The organism is Paraburkholderia aromaticivorans (assembly GCF_002278075.1).
Classification (GTDB): domain Bacteria; phylum Pseudomonadota; class Gammaproteobacteria; order Burkholderiales; family Burkholderiaceae; genus Paraburkholderia; species Paraburkholderia aromaticivorans.
Map to the genome: position 1 here is coordinate 453,845 of NZ_CP022992.1, position 16,401 is coordinate 470,245.

The 16,401-nt window shown below is 61.5% G+C and carries 15 protein-coding genes and 1 pseudogene; 7 read left to right on the forward strand and 9 right to left on the reverse strand.

Annotation, left to right across the window (positions count from 1 at the left end):
* The first annotated feature begins 6 nt into the window (after positions 1-6).
* The gene (locus CJU94_RS38555) at positions 7-1,464 is read left to right on the forward strand and encodes a nickel-dependent hydrogenase large subunit (protein WP_095423744.1); all 1,458 of its coding nucleotides are present in this window, start codon (positions 7-9) and stop codon (positions 1,462-1,464) included.
* 2 nt (positions 1,465-1,466) lie between these two features.
* Positions 1,467-2,882, forward strand: coding sequence for a sensor histidine kinase (locus tag CJU94_RS38560; RefSeq protein ID WP_208645444.1), 1,416 nt, complete (start codon positions 1,467-1,469; stop codon positions 2,880-2,882).
* A gap of 6 nt (positions 2,883-2,888) precedes the next feature.
* Here CJU94_RS38560 and CJU94_RS38565 read toward each other — a convergent pair whose 3' ends face one another.
* Entirely contained in the window at positions 2,889-3,944 is a 1,056-nt protein-coding gene (locus tag CJU94_RS38565) for a HoxN/HupN/NixA family nickel/cobalt transporter (protein ID WP_095423746.1), read from the reverse strand.
* A 217-nt stretch (positions 3,945-4,161) separates the two neighbouring features.
* Here CJU94_RS38565 and hypF point away from each other — a divergent pair, with 217 nt between their 5' ends.
* From hypF to CJU94_RS38580, 3 genes and pseudogenes are all read left to right on the forward strand, one after another.
* Positions 4,162-6,492: a carbamoyltransferase HypF gene (gene hypF / locus CJU94_RS38570; protein ID WP_095423747.1), complete on the forward strand. Its 2,331-nt coding sequence runs from the start codon at positions 4,162-4,164 to the stop codon at positions 6,490-6,492.
* A gap of 137 nt (positions 6,493-6,629) precedes the next feature.
* Positions 6,630-6,860: pseudogene (locus CJU94_RS38575) on the forward strand (IS3 family transposase); the annotation flags it as partial.
* 79 nt (positions 6,861-6,939) lie between these two features.
* The gene (locus CJU94_RS38580; RefSeq protein WP_095423748.1) at positions 6,940-7,914 is read left to right on the forward strand and encodes an IS5 family transposase; all 975 of its coding nucleotides are present in this window, start codon (positions 6,940-6,942) and stop codon (positions 7,912-7,914) included.
* 216 nt (positions 7,915-8,130) lie between these two features.
* On the opposite strand, the gene CJU94_RS38585 is transcribed toward CJU94_RS38580, so the two are convergent.
* Positions 8,131-9,282 (reverse strand): OmpP1/FadL family transporter, encoded by a 1,152-nt coding sequence (locus CJU94_RS38585; protein ID WP_244221181.1) that lies wholly within the window; start codon positions 9,280-9,282, stop codon positions 8,131-8,133.
* A 170-nt stretch (positions 9,283-9,452) separates the two neighbouring features.
* Between CJU94_RS38585 and istA the strand changes: the two genes are divergently transcribed.
* Together istA and istB are read left to right on the forward strand one after the other, a co-directional pair.
* Positions 9,453-10,946 carry an IS21 family transposase gene (gene istA, locus CJU94_RS38590; protein ID WP_095418115.1) on the forward strand — a complete coding sequence of 498 codons (1,494 nt, stop codon included), beginning with the start codon at positions 9,453-9,455 and terminating at the stop codon, positions 10,944-10,946.
* Entirely contained in the window at positions 10,943-11,761 is an 819-nt protein-coding gene (gene istB / locus CJU94_RS38595) for an IS21-like element helper ATPase IstB (RefSeq protein WP_095418116.1), read from the forward strand. The genes istA and istB overlap by 4 nt, the downstream gene beginning before the upstream one ends.
* Here the strand turns inward: istB and CJU94_RS38600 are convergent.
* From CJU94_RS38600 to CJU94_RS38630, 7 genes are all read right to left on the reverse strand, one after another.
* Complete coding sequence (locus CJU94_RS38600; protein WP_095423749.1) at positions 11,758-12,060, reverse strand: outer membrane protein transport protein; 303 nt, start codon at positions 12,058-12,060, stop codon at positions 11,758-11,760. The genes istB and CJU94_RS38600 overlap by 4 nt on opposite strands.
* 202 nt (positions 12,061-12,262) lie before the next feature.
* Positions 12,263-12,901 carry a maleylacetoacetate isomerase gene (gene maiA, locus CJU94_RS38605; RefSeq protein WP_095423750.1) on the reverse strand — a complete coding sequence of 213 codons (639 nt, stop codon included), beginning with the start codon at positions 12,899-12,901 and terminating at the stop codon, positions 12,263-12,265.
* On the reverse strand, positions 12,898-13,608 hold the full coding sequence (locus tag CJU94_RS38610) for a fumarylacetoacetate hydrolase family protein (RefSeq protein ID WP_095423751.1): 711 nt from the start codon (positions 13,606-13,608) through the stop codon (positions 12,898-12,900). Before CJU94_RS38610 ends, maiA begins: the two co-directional genes overlap by 4 nt.
* A 23-nt stretch (positions 13,609-13,631) precedes the next feature.
* Positions 13,632-14,669 carry a cupin domain-containing protein gene (locus CJU94_RS38615; protein WP_095423752.1) on the reverse strand — a complete coding sequence of 346 codons (1,038 nt, stop codon included), beginning with the start codon at positions 14,667-14,669 and terminating at the stop codon, positions 13,632-13,634.
* Between the two features lie 47 nt (positions 14,670-14,716).
* A complete protein-coding gene (locus tag CJU94_RS42655) occupies positions 14,717-14,902 on the reverse strand; it encodes an integrase core domain-containing protein (protein ID WP_425272255.1) in 186 nt (61 codons plus the stop codon).
* Positions 14,814-15,470 (reverse strand): DDE-type integrase/transposase/recombinase, encoded by a 657-nt coding sequence (locus CJU94_RS41610; protein ID WP_279636669.1) that lies wholly within the window; start codon positions 15,468-15,470, stop codon positions 14,814-14,816. The genes CJU94_RS42655 and CJU94_RS41610 overlap by 89 nt, the downstream gene beginning before the upstream one ends.
* 239 nt (positions 15,471-15,709) lie before the next feature.
* Entirely contained in the window at positions 15,710-16,285 is a 576-nt protein-coding gene (locus tag CJU94_RS38630) for a 2-hydroxychromene-2-carboxylate isomerase (RefSeq protein ID WP_095423811.1), read from the reverse strand.
* Between the last annotated feature and the right edge of the window lie 116 nt (positions 16,286-16,401).

Genomic DNA, 16,401 nt, shown 5'->3' on the forward strand with positions numbered 1-16,401 from the left:
GCGCAGATGACGCGTCTGGTGGTGGGGCCGTTCAACCGGGTCGAGGGCGACCTCGAGGTTCAGCTCGAGGTCAGCGACGGCCAGGTCAGTTCTGCGCGCGTGAACGCAACCATGTATCGGGGTTTCGAACAGATCCTGCAGGGGCGTCATCCGTTCGATGCGCTGGTCTATGCGCCGCGCGTGTGCGGTATCTGCTCGGTATCGCAGTCGGTCGCCGCGAGTCGCGCGCTGGCCGAATTGTGCGGTGTCACCCCGCCCGATAACGGTATGCTCGCGATCAACCTGATGGCGGCGACCGAAAACCTGGCCGACCACCTGTCGCATTTCTATTTGTTCTTCATGCCCGATTTCACGCGTCCGGTCTATGCCGGGCGGCGCTGGCATGCCGATGCCGTTGAACATCTGGCCGCGCAACATGGAGGGCATCAGCGGCTCGCGATCGCGGCGCGTCAGCGCTGGTTCACCTTGATGGGCACGCTCGGCGGTAAGTGGCCGCATACCGAGTCGGTACAGCCGGGCGGTTCGTCGCGCGCGATCGAGCCGGCTGAGCAGATCCGGCTGCTGGCCAGTATCCGGGAATTCCGCCGGTTTCTCGAGAAGACCCTGTTTGCCGCGCCGCTTGAGCAGTTTGCCGGTCTGAACCGCGAAGCCGAACTGTGGGCCTGGCATGACTGCGCGCCAGCCGATGGCGATGTGCGCCGCTTCCTTGCGATCGTGCAGGATCTCGGGCTCGACCGGCTGGGCCGGGGGCCCGGCGTTTATCTGTCGTACGGTGCCTATCCGCGGGCCGGCGGCGGGTTTCATTTTGCACGCGGGGTGTGGCGCAGCGCGCAGACGCGCCTCGATGCATTCGATCTTGCCGCGATCCGCGAGGATGTGACCCATACCTGGCTCACGGGCGACGGAACCGCGAGACATCCGGCCGAAGGGCTGACGATACCCGAGCCCGACAAACCCGGTGCCTACACCTGGAACAAGGCGCCGCGGCTGGCCGGCGAGGTGGTCGAAACCGGAGCGCTGGCCCGTCAGCTTGCCGACGCACATCCGTTGATCCGGGATGCGGTGACGCGTTGCGGCGGTACGGTGTACACGCGGGTGCTTGCTCGGCTGCTCGAACTCGCGAGAGTGGTGCCATTGATGGAGAGCTGGATTCAGGCCTTGCAACCCGGCGAACCATACTGGCTGCCAGTGGACCTACCCGAACGTGGCATCGGCGCAGGGCTTACCGAGGCGGCTCGCGGCAGCCTCGGCCATTGGCTCACGGTGCGCGATGGCCGCATCGAAAACTATCAGATCGTCGCGCCGACTTCCTGGAACTTCTCCCCGCGCGATGATGCGGGGCGGCCAGGTGCGCTTGAGGGGGCGCTCGAAGGTGTGCCGGTTGGCGCGAACGAAACGGTGCCGGTCGCCGTTCAGCACGTGGTGCGCTCGTTCGACCCGTGCATGGTCTGCACGGTGCATTGACCATGCCAAACAAGCGAGCCGCTAACCGGCACCCTCCTAAGCATGCCGCCAGCGACCTGGGCGCCATGGTGCCGGCCGAGCCCGAAGGTATCGACGATACGGCCTGGCTTGGCGTGATCCATAAGATGGACGAGGTCTATGCGCAGTTGGTGCGCGATGAAATTGCGCTCGAGGAGAAGAACAGCGAACTCGAGCAATCGCAGCAGTTCATCTTCAGCGTGCTGTCGTCGATGTCGGACGTCCTGATCGCGTGCAATTGCAAGGGCGAGATCCAGCAGACCAACGATGCATTGTGCCAATTGGTGCAGATGGCAGACAAGCAATTGCGGGGTCAATCGATCTACACGCTGCTGGCCGATGATCAGAGCGCCGCGAAGGTACGCAGTGTGATCGGGAGCGGCGCGCGAACCGCGGCGGGCCATGTGGTCGAGCTGAACCTCGCCGATGCGGCGGGCAGGGCGGTACCTGCCGAGGTCAGCTGCACGCCGCGTCTCGGACCGCGTGGCAGATGCGTCGGTTATGTATTCGTGGGGCGGCCGATGGGCGAGCTCAAGGCGGCTTACCATCAGCTGCGCGAAGCCCACGAGGAATTGAAACAGACCCAGCAGCAGCTGCTGCATGCAGAAAAGCTTGCTTCGATGGGGCGACTAGTGGCAGGTATTGCTCACGAGCTGAATAACCCGATCAGTTTCGTGCTCGGCAATCTGCACGCGCTGAAACGCTATAGCGAACGCCTGGCGATCCATGTGGAAGCGCTGCAGGAGGGCCATGACGCGGCCGCGCTCGAGCAGCAACGCCGTGACCTGCGGATCGACCATATCCTTGAGGACCTGCCTTCGCTGATCGATGCGACGCTGCAAGGCGCGCAACGTACCGCCGATGTTGTGCAGGGGCTCAAGCGCTTCTCGGCGGTCGACCGTGACGAACACCGGCGCTTCGATCTGAACGACGTGATCGAGCGCGCGGTCCTGTGGGTCACGCGCGGCACCGCGCCGGCGTTCGACGTGCAGTGCGAGTTGCTGCCTGCGTGTTATGTGATGGGTAGCAGCGGGCAGATGCTGCAGGTCATCATGAATCTGATCCAGAATGCCTACGATGCTGCCTCGTGCAAGAACGTGCGTGCGCCGATGCTGGCGATTCGCGCGCAGCACGCCGATGGTCGCGTGGTGCTGAGCTTTCACGATAACGGCCCCGGTATCGCCGATGAACATCTGGCCCACGTGTTCGATCCGTTTTTTAGCACCAAGCCAGTCGGCAAGGGTACCGGGCTCGGGCTGTCGATCAGCTACGGGATCGTCGAGCGGCATGGCGGCCATCTAGCGGCGCGCAACCATCCGGACGGCGGCGGCGAATTCTTGCTCGAGCTGCCTCTGGCGGACAGCGACTCGCGCGATTTGCGCGAGCTGGGCAAGCAGTAGGAGCGGTTACGAACTAACGTCCGGTTCGTCGAAGCGTTTCCAGCGGTACACGGCGGCCGAGCATAGCCAGATGACGACGAATACCCCGATGATCACATAGCCGATCATGCCGAAGTTGTCGTTGAGGCTGCCGATCAGATCCCAGAACCGGCCGGAGAGTTGCAACTGGTCGCCGATCAGACCGAGGCCTTCGATGCCGCCGACGATAAGCGCAACCACGACCGAAATGGTGGTAATCGTGATGTTGTAGTAAAGCTTGCGGACCGGTTTGACGAAGGCCCAGCCATACGCGCCCAGCATCAGGATGCTGACGGTCGTGTCGGTCAGCGTCATGCCTGCTGTGAACAGCACGGGAAACACAAGGATCGACCAGATCGGCAGGCCTTGCGCGGCACTTGCAGCAGAAATGCCGAGCAGTCCGACCTCGGTTGCGGTATCGAAGCCGAGCGCGAACAGGAAGCCGAGCAGATACATGTGCCAACTGCGTGTGATCAGGTGGAACAGCGGCTTGACGATGCGCGACAGGAAGCCTCGATTGGCCAGGAGCAGATCGAGATCTTCGTCGTTATAGGGTGAGCCGCGCCGGACCCGGCCGAAGGCGCGGACCGTCGACGCCAGAATCAGCAGGTTCATCACGGCAATCGCGAACAGGAAGAAGGTCGATACGAGGGTGCCGATGACGCCGCCAATCTCCTGGAAGCCAGCCATGCGACTCTTCATGGCCAGCGCAGTGGCGGCGATGCCAACCGAGGCGAGCACGACGATCGTCGAGTGGCCGAGCGAGAAAAACAGTCCGGCCGTGGTCGGGCGTTTTCCGGCTTGCATGAGCTTGCGCGTGACGTTGTCGATGGCAGCGATGTGATCGGCGTCGACTGCATGTCGCAAACCGAATGACCAGGCCAGCAGGCTGGTGCCCATCAGCAGCGGGTAGTGGTGAAATGCGGCGAACGCCCAAAGCCAGGCACCGACATTGAATGCGATCAGCAGTGCATAGAGGCCGCCGATCTTTTGCCGCAACGAGCCTGATGCGTTCCCAAACAATGCCTTGATCAGGTCAGTCACGGCTGGTCTCCAACTGTTTCGGTATGCGTAAGGTTTATCACTCTAGCCGCCGTGTTGCAGCGAGGTCATTTTGATTATATTACACGTTATAAAAAAACATCATGTTCAAAAGTGATGCGATACCATCGCCACGTCAAATGCAGGAGGAGTCATGCGGCGCATTACGTCACGATCATCGCCAGTATTGTGCGGACGCGCCCGTAAAGTGGTTGCCTGAATGCTGAACGCAGCTCCGTATCATTCCGCGCGACTGCGGATCCGTGTAACCGGCGTGGTGCAGGGCGTCGGCTTCCGCCCGTTCGTGTATCGGCTGGCAACGACACGGCGCCTATGCGGCTGGGTGTTGAACGATCCCGACGGCGTATTGCTGGAAGTCGAAGGTGCTGCACACGTACTGTCTGATTTTGTCGCCGCGCTGCAATCGGAGTTGCCACCGCTGGCCCGGATCACGTCCTTGCAGTCCGAGGCCGTGACGCCATTGCGCGATGATGCCGAAAGCTTCGCGATTCGCGAAAGCAAGTACAGTGGCAGCCGGCTGGCGCTGATGCCGATCGATTCCTGCATGTGCGATGCGTGTCTTGCCGAGATGCGCGATCCGGCCAACCGGCGCTATCGCTATCCATTCATCAACTGCACGAATTGCGGGCCGCGCTATTCGTTGATCGACGCGATTCCGTATGATCGCGCGAATACGACGATGCGCGATTTTCCGATGTGTGCAGCGTGCGAGGCTGAATACAACGATCCGTCTAATCGGCGTTTCCATGCACAGCCCAATGCCTGTCCGGTATGCGGCCCGCAGCTCGCCTTGCACGATGCAGACGGCCGCCTGGCGGAGGGGGATGAAGCCATGGTCGCTACGCTCGAGGCGCTAGGCGCGGGGCTGACGGTCGCGGTCAAGAGCGTCGGCGGTTTCCATCTGGTTGTGGATGCGCGCAACCGCGCGGCAGTGGCACGTTTGCGCGAACGCAAGAGGCGTCCGTCGAAGCCGTTCGCGCTGATGGTTTCAAGCGTGAATGCAGTGCGCGAGTATGCCAGTTGTAGGGAGGACGAAGCACGATGGCTGACCTCGACTGGCCGGCCGATCGTACTGCTGCGCAAGCTCGATGGCGGCGATCTTGCCGACAATATTGCCCCGCGCAATCCGAATCTGGGATTCATGCTGCCTTCGGCGCCGCTGCACGAGTTGCTGCTAGGCGATCCGGCATTGCCGGTACTGGTGATGACGAGCGGCAACGTATCGGGCCATCCGATTGCCTATCGCAACGAGGAGGCTCTGGCGCGGTTGTTCGAGGTGTGTGATCGGGTGTTACTGCACAACCGCGACATCTCGGTCCGTATCGACGATTCCGTGGTCCGCTGCTCGAGTCATCCGGACCTGCCGGAGCCGCAGATCAGCTTTCTGCGGCGGGCACGCGGATTCGCGCCATATTCGATCGAGACCGCTCAGCCGCTCGCGCCGGTACTGGCATATGGTGCCGAATTGAAGACGACGGTTGCACTGGCGGGACCGGGCCGCGTTTATGTCAGCCAGCATGTCGGCGATCTGAGCAATGACGAGACCTTGCGTTCGCATCAAGGGATCGCAGCACACCTTGCTGATCTGTATGCGCTTGCGCCCGAGTTGGCAGCATGTGACCTTCATCCCTCGTTTCATTCCACGCGGTTGGCGGCGCTTGCGTACGCGCGCTGTGAGCAGGTGCAGCATCATCATGCGCACATGGCGGCCTGCATGGCCGAAAACGGACTCGCCGGGCCGGCGATCGGCGTGATCTTCGATGGTACGGGTTACGGTCCGGACGGAACGATCTGGGGCGGCGAGTTCTTTGTGGGCGATGCGCTCGAGGTCAGGCGCACCGGCCATTTGCGCCCGCTGTCGCTGCTCGGTGGCGACAAGGCCGTGCGTGAGCCGGTGCGTACTGCGCTTGCGCTTGCGCTCGAATCGTTTGATGGCGATGTGGCTGTGCTGAGTCAGGTGCCGGTGCTCGCTGCACTGGAGAAGCAGGCGCGGCAGGTCTATACGAAGATGTGGCAGAACCATATCAACGTCACGCGTGCGACCAGTATGGGACGCCTGTTCGATGGGGTAGCCGCACTGACTGGAATCTGCACGAAGGCGGAATATGAGGCGCAAGGGCCGATCGAACTCGAGGGATTACTCGGGCGCGATCTCGCGATGAGCGAGCCGTATGAGTATGGGACAGATGAGTCCGCTGACGTGGATTTCGAACTCGACTATCGGCCGCTCGTCCGGCAGATTGTTGCCGATGTCTCGGCCGGGGTTGCACCGGCAACGATCAGCCGGCGCTTTCATTCCACGTTAGTGCATGCGATTGCCGCACTGTGCGGGCGTCTGCGCGATACGTATTCGCTGGATACCGTGGTGTTGAGCGGCGGCGTGTTCGTGAACGAGTTTCTGCTGGTGAATTCGCTGCTCGAATTGCGGCGGACCGGGTTCGACGTTCACTGCCATCGCGAGGTGCCGACCAATGACGGTGGTATTGCGCTAGGACAGGTGGTTGTGGCGAGTGCGCGATGCCGCGAGTGACGAGATTAGCTTACCGTAAGTCAGTATGATTTTCCATGAGGCAGGGGCTGGCCTGGCGTGGGGTATTCAACGCGGGTTAGCATTGCTGCCAGAGCCGCATGGGTGGGCATGGGCCGGCACCCCTGCAGGCTCGGTGCGACGTGATGCTGGCAGCCGTCGAGCAGCGCTTCGGCACGACGCAGGCCGCGCAGCCCATCGAATGGCTCTCGGACAACGGCTCGACCTACATCGACCACCGCACGCGCAGCTTCGCCCGTGAGTTGGGTCTGGAGCCGTTGACCACCCCCGTTCGCTCGCCGCAGAGCAACGGTCTGGCCGAGTCGTTCGTTAAAACGATGAAGCACGATTACGTTGCCTTTATGGATAAGGCAATGCTGAACAAGTCCACCATCGGCGAGGTTTAGCCGTTATAGATTGGTGGACGCGACCCGAGAAAGGAAAGCGACGATGAAGCAGCAGACGCTGGCGATGGCCGCCGATCAAGGTGCGGGCTTCGAAACGAAGCGCAAACGTACGCGGCGGGACGAGTTTCTGGACACGATGAACCGGATCGTGCCGTGGTCGGCGTTGTGTGCGCTGGTCGAGCCGTACTACCCGAGGCGCGGCAACGGACGCCCGCCGATTGGCCTGGAGCGCAGGCTGCAGATTCACTTCATCCAGCATTGGTTCAATCTGGCCGACCTCGCCTGTGAGGAAGCGCGGTACGACAGCACGAGCCTGCGCCGCTTCGTGGGCATCGACTTGGGCGGTGAAGCCATGCCGGATGCAACAACGATGCACAAATTCCGGCACCTGCTCGAGAAGCACAAGCTCGGCGAGCAGATCTTTGCGGAGATGGGGCGGGTGCTGCAAGCCAGCGGCATGAAGCTCAATAGCGGCACGATCGTCGATGCCACCCTGATCGGGGCATCGGGCTCGACGAAGAATGAACAGAAGGCGCGCGATCCCGAGATGCGTCAGACAAAGAAGAATGGCAATTGGCATTTCGGCATGAAGCTGCACATCGGGGTCGACAGTCGGAGCGGCCTGGCTCACAGCGCGGTGGTGACGGCGGCCAATGTCCACGACAAGCATGCGATACCGCAACTGCTGCATGGGCAGGAGCAACGCGTCTACGGTGACAATGCCTACGCGAGTCAGAAGGCACTGATTCATGGGAAGGCCCCCAAAGCGCGCGACTTCACGAATCAGCGCACGCGTCGCAACGGCGTAGTCGACGAGGTGGCGCGCCGCAAGAACCGCAACAAGTCGAGGATCCGGGCCCGCGTCGAACACGTATTCGCCGTGGTCAAGCGGCTTTGGGGCTTCACGAAGGTACGCTATCGCGGGCTCGCGAAGAATGCGAACCGCGCCTTTGTCACCTTGGCGCTGGCCAATGTCTATCTGTGCCGCAGACACTTGCTGGCACAGGTACGCCCGTAACGGGCGAAAACCGGTCTCTTGGCCCGCTGGCAAGGGGCCGGGAGCATCGAGCGGCATCCAGTATGAACGAAAACGACCAGGAGACGCTTCGGTCATGATCAGTTTGCTTCGAACTCTTGACGACATCATGAATGCAACCCCTTGTTCAGCATTGCCTTAACGGTGTCCGACTGTCCTGACCTACAGGGTCAAACCTCAACCGCGCCCGCCTCTGCATCAAAACCGTTTTTGCCAGGCCGCCGCCGCGTTGATCTGCGAGTGGGTCACCTTTATCGGCACGGAGGTGTTGGGCTGACTCGTGTTCGTCAAGGTCTTCTGCAATGCGAATGATATGCCAAGGTCGATCTTGCTGTTTTGGCTGAACGCATAAGAGACGCCGCCGGTCAGGGTCGTGGTCGGGATGGCGGGAATGACGGCCAACAGCATATTGTTGGGTATGGCTTCCTGCGCATAATGGAAGCCCGCACGGAACGCGAGGCTCGCGTTGTAGCGGTACTCCGCCCCCACGCCAAACACGTTGATGTCACGGTAGTTCTGCGGCAGCGACAGGTTCAGGTTCGCCCCCGTGCCCGACTGTACGAAGCTCACGTTGATGTCCTTGAACACGCTCGCGAGAAACACGCGCTGATAGTCGGCCGAAACGCTCCAGTGATCGTTGAACCGGTGGCTAATACCTGCCGTGAACTGCGCGGGCATTTCGAAGCTGTGGACCGTGATCTGACCGTCGAGCGGGATGTTTCCGGCAACGGAACTCACTGCCGACAACGTTGCATGGCCGCCCAGATCGCCAACGTGCGTCTTGAAGTTGTAGGCCAGGCCAAACACGGTGTCCGGCGTGAGGCGATACGTGAGGCCCAGCTTGCCGCCGATCCCCCAGGCATCGGCGCCTCCGCCCACGATTCCGTTATGCGCGAAGTTGATATACCCGCCCGACAGGCCTGGCACGCTGGCGAGCGCGGGCAGCAGCGTGCCCGACGCGCGGTGCTGGGCCGCGAGCGTACCGATCTGCGAGGCATCCAGCAGCATGCCGAGATTCAGCGAGGTCCAGACTGCGTCGAGCGAGCCGCCGACCGTCAGCTTGTCCGTGACGTCGTAAGACATGGCAAACGGAATGCGCAACACCAGGAGACGCGAAAAATTGTCGAAGCCGGTGTTGATGCCGTTGGTGGTCGTGCGCGACAGAAAGCTGCTGCCGCCGTACTGCGTGCCGAGTCCCCCTCCCGCGAAGGCACCCACGCCGAATGCATACTTCCCGGCCCGATACACGAATGCGGCTTCGGGCGCGAAGTAGGGGCCGTTGTTGTTGCCGTGATTGCCCGAGCTTGCCGATTCGCCCGTCGCCATATCGGTGGTTTTGATGTCGGGCATCACGACATTGGGCGGCGACAATTGTCTTGGCCGGTCGTTGACGATTGTTTTGGCCGGTGGTGAGGAGTTGGAGGCGGCGTAGCCGCCGGAGACGACGAACCACCGGCGGCGCCAGGTCGACGGGGCTTTAGGATGGGCTGATCGAAGCTTAAATAAAAAGCGGTCAGCTCATGTCTGGAACCCGCATTACCGACCAACAGGTTCGTCTCTACATGAACAAGCGCAAACACCATCCGCAGGAAGTCGCGGCCGCCAAGACCGGTATCAGCGTGCGTACGGCACGCCGCATCGAGCGCGATGCCACGTTGCCCTCCCAGAAGCCGCGTCAATCATGGCGGACCCGCCCTGATCCCTTCGTCGACGTATGGGACAGCGAAGTCGTACCACTGCTGCGCAACGCGCCCAACCTGATGGGCATCACGGTCCTGCGCAAGCTGCAGGATGATCACCCGGATCGATATCCCGATAGCATGCGTCGCACGCTGGAGCGACGTATCCGCCAGTGGCGGGCACTCGAAGGGCCTAGCCTGGAGGTGTTCTTCCCCCAGGAGCATCAGCCCGGCGTGCGCGGACTGTCGGACTTCACCGATATGAGCAAGCTGTGCGTGACGATCGGCGGCGCCCCGTTTGGCCACCGCCTGTATCACTTCGTACTGGCGTTCTCGCGCTGGGAGTATGCGAACGTTGTTGAGGGTGGCGAGAGTTTCGAGGCCCTCGCTGCGGGATTGCAGAACGCGCTATGGCAGGCGGGCGGCAGCCCGCACGAACATCGCTCTGACAGCCTGTCGGCCGCCTTCAAGAACTTGCAGGAGCAGGACGACTTAACGACGCGTTATGCGGCGTTACTCGACCATTACGGCATGGAGGGCACGCGCAATAACCGCGGGCTGGGCCACGAGAACGGCAGCGTGGAATCCTCGCACCGGTATCTGAAGGAAGCGGTCGACCAGGCTCTGATGCTGCGCGGCCATCGCGACTTCGCTGACCGGGCGGCTTACGATGAATTCATCCGTGAGGTGGTGATGCGCCGGAACCGGCGCAACGCCGCGGCGTTTCGCATTGAGCGCACACAGTTGCAGGATTTGCCTGAACGCCGTACCACTGACTTCGTCGAGGAAGAGGCGCTCGTGACCCGTTGCAGCACGTTCACCGTGCGCGGCATCCTGTACAGCGCGCCGTCGCGCCTGATCGGCCACCGCCTGAAGGTGCGTCTCTACGGTGACCGGCTCGACTGCTATCTGTCGGGCGCGCTGGTGCACAGTACGCCGCGAGGCTCCCGTGCCGCCGACAACCGCCACGCACTGGATTACCGTCACTTCATTGACTCTCTCAAGCGCAAGCCTCAGGCGTTCAGGGGACTTGCGTTTCGCGACGCGCTGTTTCCGCGCGATGCCTACCGCCGGACCTGGGAGCGGCTGGAGGCGCAACTGACGCAACGTCAGGCATGCAAGACCATGGTGGGGTTGCTCGAACTTGCAGGGCACCACGGCGTTGAAGCGTTGCTGGCGCAGCGGCTTGATGCGTTGCTCGTAGTCGGCGAACTGCCCGACCTGAAACAGTTGCGCGACGAATTCGCTCCGCGTGAGGCGCTGTGTCCCGAGGTGGTGGTCGAGATGCCTCCCATCGCAGTCTATGACGAACTGCTCGACAAGGCGGCCGCATGAACGCACCCGCCTATGAGAACGGTCGTCTGGCCCTCATGCTCAACGAGCTGCGCCTGCCGACGATCGGCAGGTTGTGGCCCGAGTTCGCGGAACGCTCTGACAAGGAAGGCTGGCAGGCTTCACGGCTGCTCGGCGCATTGCTCGAGCACGAACTGGCCGAGCGCGCCAAACGACGCATCGAGCGCCACCGAACCGAGTCGCATCTGGACCCGACCAAGACACTTGCTACCTTCGACTTCGGCATGGTGCCGATGGTCTCGAAGGCGCATGTCACTGCGCTGGCAACCGGGGAATCCTGGCTGGAGAAAGGCGCCACGATTCTCCTGTTCGGGCCGCCTGGTGCCGGCAAGAGTCATCTGGGATCGGCTATCGGACACGCGCTGATCGACGCTGGCTACCGGGTGCTGTTCACGCGCACCAGCGAACTCGTCCAGAAGCTCCAGGCTGCACGCCAGAGCCTGCAACTGCCATCCGCGCTCGCGAAGCTCGATCGCTTCGATCTCATCATCCTGGATGACCTGTCGTACGCGCGCAAGGACCAGGCCGAAACCAGCGTACTGTTCGAACTGATCGCCGAGAGGTATGAGCGCAAAAGTCTTTTAATAACGGCCAATCAGCCGTTCTCTGGCTGGAATGATGTGTTCCCCGACCCCGGCATGACGGTCGCAGCCATCGACCGGCTCGTCCATCACTCGACGATCTTTGAACTGAATGTAGAAAGCTATCGCCGTCGAAAGGCCAGCGACAAACAGAGCGCGCGCCGGCGACAATTACCCAACGACAATTACGATGGAGGCGCGACAACTATGAATTAGCCAGCGACAACTACACCCGTTGACCGGCCAAAATAGTTGTCGCTGACCGGCCGTGCTGCTTGACGCTGTCTAACGACATCGAACCCGAGATTGAGGTAGCGCCCATCGCCCATGAACCCGAGCGTTGCCGGGTTCAGCATCATCGCCGAAGGGCCAACGTCGTAGGCCACGCCGGTACCGCCCATGGCACGCGAGACCGGCCCGTACCCTTCCAGATTGAATACATCCGTAGCCAATGCCTGGCCAGCCCATACCGCCATGCATAGCGCCACCGCTACGCGGGTGCGATTGCCGTTCATATCTGTCTCCTTGTATTTATTTAATAGTGCGTACTATTTTCGTATAGCAAATTAAATTCGTAATATTCGCATAATTCCGCATTGAATTAGTCACTTCGCGGTCCAGGTTAGGACAGTGCGACGCGGATAAGTTGCACCGTGTGCGGGGAGCCTCGGTGTGCCGAGGCGCACAAAGCAAAAAACCCACAAAGCTACGACGGAATCATCCGGCATCGGGTTGTTCGCTCGGCACAGCTCTACGAAAAGCTTCGAGTTCCATGCACGCCTTCTCGACCGCTGCAATGAGTGGCAAACGTCCCAATTCGACCTTGAAGCGGCGCGCACTCTCGATCTGCGGGATCAGGTAGACGTCGGCGATCGTGGGTGCATCGCCGAAACTGAAACGCCCGCGCTGCGTGTCGGCGGCCAGCAGGGCCTCGTAGGCGTCGAAGCCAGCGCTGATCCAAGTGCCGCACCAGGCATTGATGGCCGCTTCGTCGGTGCCGAACGTCTTGCGCAGGTATTCCAGGATGCGGCGGTTGTTGATCGGGTGAATGTCGCAGCCCACGATTGCGGCAAGAGCGCGCACGCGGGCGCGGCCGTCGGTATCGCCCGGCAACAGCGCGGGCGAGGGATAGCGCTCCTCCAGCCACTCGATGATGGCCGGCGACTGGATTAGCACCTGCTCGCCCGTGTCAAGCGCGGGGACCAGCTGCTGCGGGTTGACGGCCTTGAAGGCTTCGGTCAGGTGCGCTTCCTTGCCAAGGTGAACCGCGATGTACTCGTAGTCCAGACCCTTGAGGTTCAACGCGATGCGTGTGCGGTGCGAGGTGCCGCTGCGCCAGAAGTTGTGCAGCTTCATTGCGTTCCCTCGGGCTGGCCAACGGTCAGCGCGATCTCGGCGATGCCTTCGACGCGGCCGGTGATCTGGTCGCCGGGCACCACCGCCCCCACGCGCTCGGGCGTGCCGGTGTAAATTAGATCGCCGGGCTGCAGGTGATAGAACAAAGACAGGTCCGCAATGATTTCGCGCACGTTCCAGATCAGGCAGTCCACGTCGGACGACTGTTGGGTATGCCCGTTGACTTCCAGCGCGATGGCACCGTGATCGACAATCCGTCCTTCCATGGGCACGATCTCGGAGCAGACGGCCGACTGCTCCACGTCCTTGCCCAGGTCCCAAGGCCGCCCGGCCTCCCGAGCCAGCAGTTGCAGGTCGCGCCGGGTCATGTCCAAGCCGGCTGCATAGCCATAGACGATCGCGTGTGCGTTCTCCGCTGCGACGCGGAAACCCGGCTTGCTGATTGCCACCACCATCTCCATTTCGTAGTGGTAGTTCTGCGTCTCGGGGGGATAGGCCACGGTCGCGCCGCTTTCCATCAGGGTCTGTGGGGACTTGGTGAAGTAGAAGGGGCGGTCTTTGCTCTTGTCCACCGGGCGCTGCATTTCCAGGGCGTGCGCGTGGTAGTTGCGGCCGACGCAGAAGATGCGGTTGACGGGAAAGCGTTCGGTTAGGCCGCGGATGGGCAGGGAAGGAACGGAGGGCGGAGTGAACAGGTACTGGGTCATTGGATGCGTTCTCAATATTTATGTTATCGGGTTTCGTAAACACCAAGCTTTCGGTGCAAAGGCGATTCGTCTGCGATAAAGACGAACGAAGGGGAGTTCACTTGGCGGTTCTTGAGCGTCACGGGCTCGTAGCCTGGCGCGCAGCAGGTGTCGGCTTCCACCAGGCCAAAAGTCTTGCCGCAGATGGACACGTCGATGCCGCCTTCTATCAGGTGGAACACCTGAGCCGGCGAGCGTGCGGGGAGCGTGAACGTCTGCCCGGGTTTGAGCATCAGAGCGTAGAAGCCTAGGATTTTCTCGGCGTCCTCGCCGGTCTCCGGGTTCACGTAGGTCACCTGCACGCAGTCCAGGCTGGGCTGGTCTTCTGCCAGGGCCAGTAGCGCGGCGCGGGTGTCGGCCCAGGGGTAGCGCAGCATGGGATAGCGTTTGTCGCTGCGGCTGAACACTCGCGTGGGCACTACGCCGGCGCGGGTCCAAGCGCTCTCGCCGTTGCCTTGCTTGACGGCTTGGGGCGGGCCGTCGACGTGGTAGCTGGCTTCCATGTAATAGACCAGCGGCAGGTCCAGCACGTCAAGCCAGACGACAGGGTCCGTGCCGTCGTGACCATGCTCGTGCCACAGGCCGGTCGGCGTGAGGATCAAATCCCCGCGGCTCATCTGGCACTTCTCACCGTCGACAGTGGTGTAGGCGCTTTCTCCTTCGACGATCATGCGCACTGCGTTGGGCGTGTGGCGGTGGCTGGGTGCCCGCTCACCAGGCAGCAACAACTGCATGCCCAGATAAATGGCTGGACTGGCCTTCATGTTTTCCAAGCCATGACCCGGGTTGGCAAGCACCAGCACGCGACGTTCAGCCTTTTCGATAGGCGTGAGCTCGCCGGCCTTGAGTAGCAGCGGCTTGAGCGAGGCGTAGGGCCAATGGATGGCCTGCGTGGCGCGTGCGGGCACGCCCGGCGGGAGCACCGCGCGCAGGCTGGGCCACAGCGGCACTAGGTTCAGTTGGATGAGGTCGTCCCGGTAGTCCTGCGGCAGGTCTTCCAGGCGTCCGAGTTGTTGGGTCACGTTGTCTCTCCTGTTGAATGAATGGAACGATTCGAATGGGGGTGACCTTACCCCGCCGAGTACACCATTCGTAAGTTAGTGGACTTGCCCGTTTTCAACTGATGCAATTGCCGGAATTGGTCCGGCGCCAGTTGCCCCAAGGCGCTATGCGGCCGAACCGAGTTGTAGTCGGTTCGCCACGCTTCGATGCGCTTGCGTGCGTCGTCGAGACTGATGAACGCATGCTGATTCAGACACTCTTCGCGCAGGCGCCCATTGAAGCTCTCGATGTATGCGTTCCACCGGTTTGCCCGGACGGATGAACTGCAGCTTCACACCGTGCTCGTGGGCCCAGGCGTCGAGCGCCTTGCTGACGAACTCCGGACCGTTATCTACCTGAATCAGGTTGGGGCATCGTCCTCGTTGCCGCAACTGCTCAAGTACACGTGCCACTCGGACACCTGTCAGCGAGAAGTCGACTTCGATGTGCGGGCACTCGCGATTCCACGTGTCGATGATGGTCAACATTCGAATGCGCCGGCCATTCACAAGTGCGTCCGCAACGAAGTCCATCGTCCAGCTTTCGTCCGCGACATTGGGCGTCGGCATAACCACACGCAGATGGCTCGGACGCTTCTTTCGCCGTTTCATGCGAAGCGACAGGCCTTCCTCCCGGTATAGCCACTTCGTGCGCTTATGGTTCTGAACCGGTCCCTCTCGATGTAGCAGGACATGCAGGCGAGGCGAACCAAACCGCGGCCGCTCCTGTGCCAGCTCGCGCAGACGCTGTCGAACGTCATGATCAGCCGTCCGCTGGTGCAGGCCGCCGGAACGTGCGACGGTTCAGGCCAACGAGCGTGCACGCCCGGCGCTCCGAATAGTTGTGCTGTTCCATCACCTGTCGCACAACGGCCCGGCGCTGCTCGGGCGAATTAGCTTGCCCGCAAAGAATGGATCCCTTACTGAGTGTGTAAAACTCACGCAAGGAGGTAGCAACGATGGGTAATCCGAGAGCGCGGTATACGCAGGAAAGCGGCAGATCTTCACGGGTTTGTCTCCTTTTACAGTGCGCTCTCGAGCATGAACAGGCGGTCGTTTCCCCACCACATTTCATCGCCCAAAAACATCGTCGGCACACCGAACACTTTGCGTTCTATGGCGGCCTGTGTCTGCTCGTCATACGCCTTGGTGGCGGCGTCGCTGCTGAGGAACGCCCCAAAGGCAGCTCGATCCCAGCCCAGTGTCTCGGATGCCAGGGCAGGCAGGCTTTCCGCATCTGGAGCCATGCCTTCTCCCCAAACCGCATGAAACACCACATCCACGTAGTCAGCAGCCTGCGCCACAGCACCCGGGTAATACAGCCCTGTGTTCATCCGCCGGCTGTTGTAGTTAGCTGGGAAGACTAAGGGAATTCCGTACAGTTCGGCCCACCGTTGCAAGTCCACCTTCAAATAGTCCAATTTGACTTTCAGATCGCGGTTGGAGGGACCGATGTTTCCGATGGCTGTTTTGACCCGCGCCAAATCGATTGTGTGATATCGAACGGAAAAGCTATGGTCTTGCGCGAGCTTCGACAAGCGGTGGTTGGCCAAGTACGAGAAAGGACTCAAAAAATCGAAATAGAAATCGACAACCACGATCAAAGACTCCAAAAAAAGAGCAGCCAGCGCAATTGCGGGATCGCTTCAGGACAACCGCCACACCCCGCCCTCGGGATGAGGCGGTGCCCTTATCCCGTATTCCACAGATCAGC